Origin of the sequence: Neisseria sp. HMSC064E01, assembly GCF_001808875.1 — a bacterium.
GTDB lineage: Bacteria > Pseudomonadota > Gammaproteobacteria > Burkholderiales > Neisseriaceae > Neisseria > Neisseria sicca_A.
In genome coordinates, this window is sequence record NZ_KV794968.1 from 1 (window position 1) to 9,891 (window position 9,891).

The 9,891-nt window shown below is 55.4% G+C and carries 5 protein-coding genes; all 5 read left to right on the forward strand.

Features of this window, described 5'->3' with window-relative positions; all coding sequences use genetic code 11:
• The first annotated feature begins 1,374 nt into the window (after positions 1-1,374).
• Positions 1,375-2,250 (forward strand): methylisocitrate lyase, encoded by an 876-nt coding sequence (prpB, locus tag HMPREF2572_RS11160; protein ID WP_003779818.1) that lies wholly within the window; start codon positions 1,375-1,377, stop codon positions 2,248-2,250.
• 81 nt (positions 2,251-2,331) lie between these two features.
• Positions 2,332-3,486, forward strand: a complete 1,155-nt coding sequence (prpC, locus tag HMPREF2572_RS11165; protein WP_070498687.1) for a bifunctional 2-methylcitrate synthase/citrate synthase — start codon at positions 2,332-2,334, stop codon at positions 3,484-3,486.
• A 400-nt stretch (positions 3,487-3,886) separates the two neighbouring features.
• On the forward strand, positions 3,887-6,496 hold the full coding sequence (acnD, locus tag HMPREF2572_RS11170) for a Fe/S-dependent 2-methylisocitrate dehydratase AcnD (protein ID WP_070498689.1): 2,610 nt from the start codon (positions 3,887-3,889) through the stop codon (positions 6,494-6,496).
• A gap of 411 nt (positions 6,497-6,907) precedes the next feature.
• On the forward strand, positions 6,908-8,077 hold the full coding sequence (gene prpF, locus HMPREF2572_RS11175; protein WP_070498691.1) for a 2-methylaconitate cis-trans isomerase PrpF: 1,170 nt from the start codon (positions 6,908-6,910) through the stop codon (positions 8,075-8,077).
• A gap of 311 nt (positions 8,078-8,388) precedes the next feature.
• Positions 8,389-9,600, forward strand: coding sequence for an acetate kinase (locus HMPREF2572_RS11180; protein WP_039856234.1), 1,212 nt, complete (start codon positions 8,389-8,391; stop codon positions 9,598-9,600).
• Positions 9,601-9,891: the final 291 nt, after the last annotated feature.

Sequence of the window (9,891 nt, forward strand, 5' to 3'; positions counted from 1 at the left end):
GATTTTGGGGAATTTTGCAAAGGTCTCTGAATACCACAAAAACTTCCTTGACAGGTAAATTCGGCGGGACGGCGGGTAGGGCGCGTAATACTGCCACGGATTGTAGCGTGGGCTTTGCCCACGGAATTGACCGTTTGCTTTCCAAGTCAGGTGATAAATAGGGTTGTTTTTTCGTGGGCGAAGCCCACGCTACGGCAGGGGGGGAGAGGTCGTCTGAAACCATGTGTTTATGGGTTTCAGGCGACCTTTTTTAACTTTTATGGTGGATGAGCGTGAGTCTGTGATAAGCAAAAAACTTTCCCATTAAATACAAAACTTTCCTTGATGTGCAAATTCAACGCGGCGGCGGGTAGGGCGGTTCGATGCCTACTGCGGATTGTAGCGTGAGCTTTGCCCACGGGATGATGGCTTGGTTCCCGAGCTGGGCGATAATCATGGCATTGTTTTTTCGTGGGCGAAGCCCATGCTACGGCTGGGTGTGAAGGTCGTCTGAAATCATAGGGTTACGATTTCATACGACCTTTTTATATCTAAAACTACACGCGACTACATTTTAAAATTAGATTATTTTTATTGTTAAATCATAATGTTATTTAAATTTTGGTCGTCTGAAAAGGGCGTGGGTGCAAAATCGGGTGGTTTGGGCGGTTTGGATGCTGTTTTTTGCGGTTAAACAAAAATTCCTGAAAAATGAATTAATTATATTTAATTTTAAGAAGTATCGTTTAAAATCGTTATGATTGGTTGTGGGCGATGCAGGCTTTGTCAGATAAGGATTTAGGTTATTTCTAGGCTGGGTTTTGGGTTTTATTTCTGAAGTATTGTTCATTAATGATTGAATTTTTTAAAAATATTTTGGAAAAAATGTTTGACAGCCTGAAAATTATTTTTTAAATTTGCCCTTACCAATAAAAACTACATCGCACTACAAAGGAACCCTATCATGAATCTGTACCAAACTTCTCCGTCTTGTTATAGATCGTCTTCTATCTCTGCCGCATCCGTCGTCGTCTGCTTTTGGGCAGTCGCGGCGGTCTGACGGCTCTTCGCCCGAATCGGGGTTTCTGCATTTCTGCGGACGGTTTGGGTTTTGAAAATTCTGTCTTTCCAACTGTATTTCCTTTCCGAATTTAAAAATTATTAAAAATTCCTTATACCTCCGCCTTAGCCGAATTGTTTGTATTGAAGTTGTTAACTGATTGTTTTTATTGATTTTGATTTTTCAGACGACCTGATGGGTTTGGGTTTTTGAAAGGTCGTCTGAAAACGGTTTTGAAACCATTGTTTCTATTTGAACGGTTCGTTTCGGGTTTCGCGGAAACTGGGCCGTTGAGTCGATACTGAAAAAAATCTAATCTACAAAGGAGAATTAACATGAGCCAACTTTCTGCCGGCACCCGTTTCCGCCAAGCTGTGAAGGAATCGAATCCCCTTGCCGTGGTCGGCTGTGTGAACGCTTATTTTGCGCGGCTGGCGACGCAGAGCGGGTTTAAGGCGGTTTATCTGTCGGGCGGCGGCGTGGCGGCCTGTTCGTGCGGGATTCCGGATTTGGGCATCACCACGATGGAAGATGTGCTGATTGATGCGCGGCGGATTACGGACAATGTGGATACGCCTTTGCTGGTGGACATTGATGTCGGCTGGGGCGGGGCGTTCAATATCGCGCGCACGATTCGCAACTTCGAGCGTGCGGGTGTGGCGGCGGTGCATATCGAAGATCAGGTGGCGCAGAAGCGTTGCGGTCATCGTCCGAACAAGGCCATTGTTTCTAAAGATGAAATGGTAGACCGCATTAAAGCCGCCGTCGATGCGCGCGTGGATGAGAATTTTGTGATTATGGCGCGGACGGACGCGCTAGCGGTGGAAGGTTTGGATGCCGCCATCGAGCGGGCGCAGGCTTGCGTGGAAGCGGGCGCGGACATGATTTTCCCCGAAGCGATGACGGATTTGGCGATGTACCGGCAATTTGCGGACGCGGTGAAAGTGCCCGTGTTGGCGAACATTACCGAATTCGGTGCGACGCCGCTTTATACGCAGCGCGAGCTGGCGGACAACGGTGTGTCGCTGGTGCTGTATCCGCTCTCGTCGTTCCGCGCCGCGAGCAAGGCCGCGCTGAATGTTTATGAGGCGATTATGCGCGACGGCACGCAGGCGGCGGTTGTCGATACCATGCAGACCCGCGCCGAGCTTTACGAGCATTTGAATTATCACGACTTCGAGCAGAAGCTGGATAAATTGTTTCAGAAGTAAAAAACCGTTTTCAGACGACCCTCAACCTTGAATAGGTCGTCTGAAAACCCAAAACCCATAAAAACACAAAGGAGAAATACCATGACTGCAACCCCCGAAACCCCGACCTTCAAACCGAAAAAATCCGTTGCCCTCTCCGGCGTGGCGGCGGGCAATACCGCGCTGTGTACCGTCGGCCGCACCGGCAACGATTTGAGCTACCGCGGTTACGACATCCTTGATTTGGCGCAGAAATGCGAGTTTGAAGAAGTCGCCTACCTGTTGATTCACGGCCACCTGCCCAACAAATTCGAACTCGCCGCCTACAAAGCCAAGCTCAAATCCATGCGCGGCCTGCCTATCCGCGTGATTAAAGTGTTGGAAAGCCTGCCTGCGCACACGCATCCGATGGACGTCATGCGTACCGGCGTGTCCATGCTCGGCTGCGTTCATCCCGAACGCGAAAGCCACCCCGACAGCGAAGCGCGCGACATTGCGGACAAACTCATCGCCAGCCTCGGCAGCATCCTGCTCTACTGGTATCAATATTCGCACAACGGCAAACGCATCGACGTCGAAAGCAAAGAAGACACCATCGGCGGCCACTTCCTGCACCTGTTGCACGGCAAACGCCCGACAGAATCGCAGATTAAAGCCATGCACGTTTCGCTGATTCTGTATGCGGAACACGAGTTCAACGCCTCCACCTTCACCGCCCGCGTGATTGCCGGTACCGGTTCGGACATGTATTCCTGCATCACCGGCGCCATCGGCGCGCTCAAAGGTCCGAAACACGGCGGCGCGAACGAAGTCGCTTACGACATCCAAAAACGTTACCGCAACGCCGACGAAGCCGAAGCCGACATCCGTGAACGCATCGCCCGCAAAGAAATCGTTATCGGGTTCGGCCATCCGGTTTACACCATTTCCGACCCGCGCAACGTCGTGATTAAAGAAGTGGCGCGCGGTTTGAGTCAGGAAGCGGGCGACATGCGCCTGTTCGACATCGCCGAACGCTTGGAAAGCGTGATGTGGGAAGAGAAAAAAATGTTCCCGAACTTGGACTGGTTCTCCGCCGTGTCCTACCAAAAACTCGGCGTACCGACCGCCATGTTCACGCCGCTCTTCGTGATTTCGCGCTCCACCGGCTGGGCGGCACACGTCCTCGAACAGCGCAAAGACGGCAAAATCATCCGTCCGAGCGCAAACTACACCGGCCCTGAAGACTTGGCGTTTGTGGAGATTGAAGAACGCTGAGACGGACAACAACCGTAGGGTTTGGAGACCGCCAATCGGATTTCAGACGACGTGTGGCGTGGGCTTTGCCCGCGGAAAACTGAATCCCGCCTACGGTTTCGCTTTTCAGACGACCTGTTGAAATATGCGAGAGAGAAGGTCGTCTGAAAAAACAGCCGCAACGTCTGCCGTCATTCCCGCCCCCGCCTAAGCGAGGACAGGCCGCGGCGGGAATGACGGAGGCAGCGCGGCAACTTTTTTCACGGTTCCGCCAAAACTGCGAGCCGAACGGATTTCAGACGACGTGCAATATCGTTGTTACCCATTACAAACCAAATATTTAAGTTTCAGACGACCCCTTCAACAAACGTCGTCTGAAACCCCAAACCACAAGAAAAATAGATCCACAGGAGAACTGAACATGGCTGCCAACCAACGTTACCGCAAACCGCTGCCCGGTACGGATTTGGAATACTACGACGCGCGTGCGGCGTGTGAGGACATTCAAGCCGGCTCTTACGACAAGCTGCCTTACACGAGCCGTATTTTGGCGGAGAACTTAGTCAACCGCGCGGACAAAGTCGATTTGCCGACGCTGCAAAGCTGGCTGGGCCAGCTGATAGAAGGCAAGCAGGAAATCGATTTTCCGTGGTATCCCGCGCGGGTGGTGTGCCATGATATTTTGGGGCAGACCGCGCTGGTGGATTTGGCGGGCTTGCGCGATGCGATTGCAGAGAAGGGCGGCGATCCGTCTAAAGTGAATCCTGTGGTGCAGACGCAGCTTATCGTCGACCACTCGCTGGCGGTGGAATGCGGCGGCTACGACCCCGATGCGTTCCGCAAAAACCGTGAAATCGAAGACCGGCGCAACGAAGACCGTTTCCACTTTATCAACTGGACTAAAACCGCTTTTGAAAATGTGGACGTGATTCCGGCGGGCAACGGCATCATGCACCAAATCAATTTGGAAAAAATGTCGCCCGTCGTCCAAGTCAAAAACGGCGTGGCGTTTCCCGACACCTGCGTCGGCACCGACTCGCACACGCCGCACGTTGATGCGCTGGGCGTGATTTCCGTGGGCGTGGGCGGTTTGGAAGCGGAAACCGTGATGCTGGGGCGCGCGTCCATGATGCGCCTGCCCGATATTGTCGGCGTGGAGTTGACGGGCAAACGGCAGGCGGGCATTACGGCGACGGATATTGTGTTGGCGCTGACTGAATTCTTGCGTAAAGAACGCGTGGTCGGGGCGTTTGTCGAATTTTTCGGCGAGGGCGCGAGAAGCCTGTCCATCGGCGACCGTGCGACCATTTCCAACATGACGCCGGAGTTCGGCGCGACTGCCGCCATGTTCGCCATCGACGAGCAAACCATTGATTATTTGAAACTGACCGGACGCGACGATTCGCAGGTGAAATTGGTGGAAACCTACGCCAAAACCGCAGGGCTGTGGGCAGATGCCTTAGAAACCGCCGTTTATCCGCGCGTGTTGAAGTTTGATTTGAGCAGCGTAACGCGCAATATGGCAGGCCCGAGCAACCCGCACGCGCGTTTTGCCACCGCCGATTTGGCGGCGAAAGGGCTGGCGAAGCCTTACGAAGAGCCTTCAGACGGCCTCATGCCCGACGGCGCGGTCATCATCGCCGCGATTACCAGTTGCACCAACACTTCCAACCCGCGCAACGTCGTTGCCGCTGCGCTCTTGGCGCGCAATGCCAACCGCTTCGGGCTGAAACGCAAACCGTGGGTTAAAACCTCGTTCGCCCCCGGCTCGAAAGTGGCGGAAATCTATTTGAAAGAAGCAGGCCTGCTGCCTGAAATGGAAAAACTCGGCTTCGGCATCGTCGCCTTCGCCTGCACCACCTGCAACGGCATGAGCGGCGCGCTCGACCCGAAAATCCAGCAGGAAATCATAGACCGCGATTTGTACGTCACCGCCGTACTGTCGGGCAACCGCAACTTCGACGGCCGCATCCACCCGTATGCGAAACAGGCTTTCCTCGCTTCGCCCCCGCTGGTGGTGGCCTACGCCGTCGCAGGCAGCATCCGTTTCGATATTGAAAACGACGTACTCGGCGTTTCAGACGACGGCAAGGAAATCCGCCTGAAAGACATCTGGCCGACCGACGAAGAAATCGATGCCGTCGTCGCCGAATATGTGAAACCGCAGCAGTTCCGCGACGTGTATGTACCGATGTTCGACACCGGCAAAGCGCAGAAAGCCCCGAGTCCGCTGTACAACTGGCGCCCGATGTCCACCTACATCCGCCGTCCGCCCTATTGGGAAGGCGCGCTGGCGGGCGAACGCAGCCTGACGGGAATGCGCCCCTTGGCGATTCTGCCCGACAACATCACCACCGACCACATTTCGCCTTCCAACGCGATTCTGGCGGCGAGTGCGGCGGGCGAATATCTGGCGAAAATGGGTTTGCCCGAAGAAGACTTCAATTCCTACGCCACCCACCGCGGCGACCACCTCACCGCCCAACGCGCTACCTTCGCCAATCCCAAATTGTTTAACGAAATGGTGAAAAACGAAGACGGCAGCGTGCGCCAAGGCTCGTTCGCCCGCGTCGAACCCGAAGGCGAAACCATGCGCATGTGGGAAGCCATCGAAACCTATATGAACCGCAAACAGCCGCTCATCATCATCGCCGGCGCGGACTACGGACAAGGTTCCAGCCGCGACTGGGCGGCGAAAGGCGTGCGGCTGGCGGGCGTGGAAGCCATCGCCGCCGAAGGTTTCGAGCGCATCCACCGCACCAACCTCATCGGTATGGGCGTCTTGCCGCTGCAATTCAAACCCGGCACCAACCGCCACACCCTGCAACTGGACGGCACGGAAACCTACGACGTGGTCGGCGAACGCAAACCGCGCGGCGACCTGACCCTCGTCATCCACCGCAAAAACGGTGAAACCGTCGAAGTCCCCGTTATCTGCCGCCTCGATACCGCCGAAGAAGTGCTGGTGTACGAAGCCGGCGGCGTGCTGCAACGGTTTGCACAGGATTTTTTGGAAGGGAACGTGGCGTAGAGGTCGTCTGAAAAGCAAGACGTAGCGTGGGTCGGGTTCAACATTTTGCTCATTCACGTAATTCCCGATATGGCAGGCATCTATTGTAAATCGTCATTCCCGCGCAGGCGGGAATCCAGAACGTGGAATTGAGGAAACCTTTTTATCCGATGAGTTTCTGTGCGGATAAGTCTGGATTCCCGCCTGCGCGGGAATGACGGGGTTTAATAATCTGCCGTATCACAACACAGCAGCCGTAGATTGGGGTGAACCCCGACACTTTGCGGAATCAAACGGCTTTGGTCGGAGTGGTAGCCTAATGTACTTCTGGAAAGTGGGCGCAGCGTGGGCTTTGCCCACGAAATAAAGGCTAAATTGATACGGTAAAAAAAATCGTGGGCAGAGCCCACGCTACATAAGGAGAATCCAAAAATGCCGCAAATCAAAATCCCCGCCGTTTACTACCGCGGCGGCACATCAAAAGGCGTGTTTTTCAAACGATCCGACCTGCCCGAGGCGGCGCGGGAAGCGGGCAGCGCGCGCGACAAAATCCTGTTGCGCGTACTCGGCAGCCCCGATCCCTACGGCAAGCAGATAGACGGTTTGGGCAACGCCAGTTCGTCCACCAGCAAGGCGGTGATTTTGGACAAGTCCGAACGTGCCGACCACGACGTCGATTACCTTTTCGGGCAAGTTTCCATCGACAAGCCTTTCGTTGATTGGAGCGGCAACTGCGGCAACCTCACCGCCGCCGTGGGCGCGTTCGCCATCGGGCAGGGCTTGGTCGATAAAGGCAAAATCCCTTCAGACGGCATCTGCACGGTGAAAATCTGGCAGAAAAATATCGGCAAAACCATCATCGCCCATGTTCCGATGCAAAACGGCGAAGTCTTGGAAACGGGCGATTTCGAGCTGGACGGTGTTACCTTTCCCGCCGCCGAAGTGCAAATCGAATTTCTCGACCCCGCCGACGGCGAAGGCAGCATGTTTCCGACCGGCAATCTGGTGGACGAGCTGGACGTTCCGGACATAGGCCGTCTGAAAGCCACGCTCATCAACGCGGGCATTCCGACCGTTTTCCTGAACGCCGCCGACTTGGGCTACACGGGCAAAGAGTTGCAGGACGACATCAACAACGATGCCGCCGCGCTGGAAAAATTCGAGAAAATCCGCACTTACGGTGCGCTGAAAATGGGCCTGATTAACGATGTGTCCGAAGCCTCCGCCCGCGCGCACACGCCGAAAGTCGCCTTCGTCGCCCCCGCCACCGATTACACCGCCTCCAGCGGCAAAACCGTGAACGCCGCCGACATCGATTTGCTGGTACGCGCCCTGAGCATGGGCAAACTGCACCACGCCATGATGGGCACAGCCTCGGTCGCCATCGCCGCCGCCGCCGCCGTTCCCGGTACGCTGGTCAACCTCGCCGCAGGCGGCGGAATGCGCAACGAAGTGCGCTTCGGCCATCCTTCCGGCACATTGCGCGTCGGCGCGTCGGCAGAGTGTTCGGACGGTATTTGGGCAGTGAAAAAAGCCGTCATGAGCCGCAGCGCGCGCGTGATTATGGAAGGGTGGGTGCGCGTTCCCGATGATTGTTTTTGAAATCATGTAGGACGGACATCACTGTCCACTGTTTCAGACGACATTTGATAAAGGATTGCAATAAAGCCGAATAGCCTAACCGCCGTCATTCCCGCGCAGGCGGGAATCCACGGTCGATATTCTGTTTCCTGATTTTTATCAGAGCTTGCTTGTTAGCAAATATGGATTCCCGCCTGCGCGGGAATGACGATAGAAAATGCGGCATACACTTTGCCCAAAGAGGTCGTCTGAAACGCACCCCGCCCGACGCCCATCCTTTTTCAGACTACCCCACACCAAAAAAACAACCACAAACTACAAGGAGAATCATCATGTCCGACCAACTCATCCTCGTCCTGAACTGCGGCAGTTCCTCGCTCAAAGGCGCCGTTATCGACCGCAAAAGCGGCAGCGTCGTCCTAAGCTGCCTCGGCGAACGCCTGACCACGCCCGAAGCCGTCATCACCTTCAGCAAAGACGGCAACAAACGCCAAGTTCCCCTGACCGGCCGCAACTGCCACGCCGGCGCGGTGGGTATGCTGTTGAACGAACTGGAAAAACACGGCCTGCACGACCGCATCAAAGCCATCGGCCACCGCATCGCCCACGGCGGCGAAAAATATCACGAGTCCGTCCTCATCGACCAAGACGTCCTTGACGAACTGAAAGCCTGCATCCCGCTCGCCCCGCTGCACAACCCCGCCAACATCAGCGGCATCCTCGCCGCGCAGGAACACTTCCCCGGCCTGCCCAACGTCGGCGTGATGGACACCTCGTTCCACCAAACCATGCCCGAACGCGCCTACACCTACGCCGTGCCGCGCGAATTGCGCAAAAAATACGCCTTCCGCCGCTACGGTTTCCACGGCACCAGTATGCGCTACGTCGCCCCCGAAGCCGCGCGGATTTTGGGCAAACCGCTGGAAGATTTGCGCATGATCGTCGCCCACCTCGGCAACGGCGCGTCCATCACCGCCATCCGAAACGGCAAATCCGTCGATACCAGCATGGGCTTCACCCCCATCGAAGGTCTCGTCATGGGCACACGCTGCGGCGACATCGACCCCGGCGTTTACAGCTACCTGACCGCCCACGCCGGCATGAACATCGAACAAGTCGATGAAATGCTGAACAAAAAATCAGGATTGCTCGGCATCTCCGAACTCTCCAACGACTGCCGCACCCTCGAAATCGCCGCCGACGAAGGTCACGAAGGCGCACGCCTCGCCCTCGAAGTCATGACCTACCGCCTCGCCAAATACATCGCCTCGATGTCGGTCGCCTGCGGCGGCATAGACGCCCTCGTCTTCACCGGCGGCATTGGTGAAAACTCACGCAACATCCGCGCCAAAACCGTCGCCTACCTCGACTATTTGGGTCTGCACATCGACACCAAAGCCAATATGGAAAAACGCTACGGCAACTCAGGCATCATCAGCCCGACAGGTTCCAACCCCGCTGTTTTGGTCGTGCCGACCAACGAAGAACTGATGATCGCCCTCGACACCGCCGCATTGGCAGGCTTTTTGCAAGAAGCAGGCTAGGGGTTAGGGCAGAGCGTTTTTGAAAGAGAAGAGGTCGTCTGAAAGATGGGTTTCAGACGACCTCTTCTTTCGTGGGAATGACGACTGCGGCGTTTGGTGTGGTCTGATGATGAATGAGGTCGTCTGAAATTCATAAATCCCAATTTTCAGACGACCTTTTACCGTATCAGCAATCCTGTTCCTTCCCCCATCTAGTGGGGGAAGGTTAGGATGGGGGTGGCTTTGTGTTTCTGAGGAGAAAATAAATTCGTGCAGCCCATAGAGCCACCCTCTCCCCAGCCCTCTCCCGCC

What these genes read in the sequence shown, in the direction of transcription:
- prpB (WP_003779818.1), top strand. Translation starts at nt 1,375, where the DNA reads ATGAGCCAACTTTCTGCCGGCACCCGTTTCCGCCAAGCTGTGAAGGAA.
- prpC (WP_070498687.1), top strand. Translation starts at nt 2,332, where the DNA reads ATGACTGCAACCCCCGAAACCCCGACCTTCAAACCGAAAAAATCCGTT.
- acnD (WP_070498689.1), top strand. Translation starts at nt 3,887, where the DNA reads ATGGCTGCCAACCAACGTTACCGCAAACCGCTGCCCGGTACGGATTTG.
- prpF (WP_070498691.1), top strand. Translation starts at nt 6,908, where the DNA reads ATGCCGCAAATCAAAATCCCCGCCGTTTACTACCGCGGCGGCACATCA.
- HMPREF2572_RS11180 (WP_039856234.1), top strand. Translation starts at nt 8,389, where the DNA reads ATGTCCGACCAACTCATCCTCGTCCTGAACTGCGGCAGTTCCTCGCTC.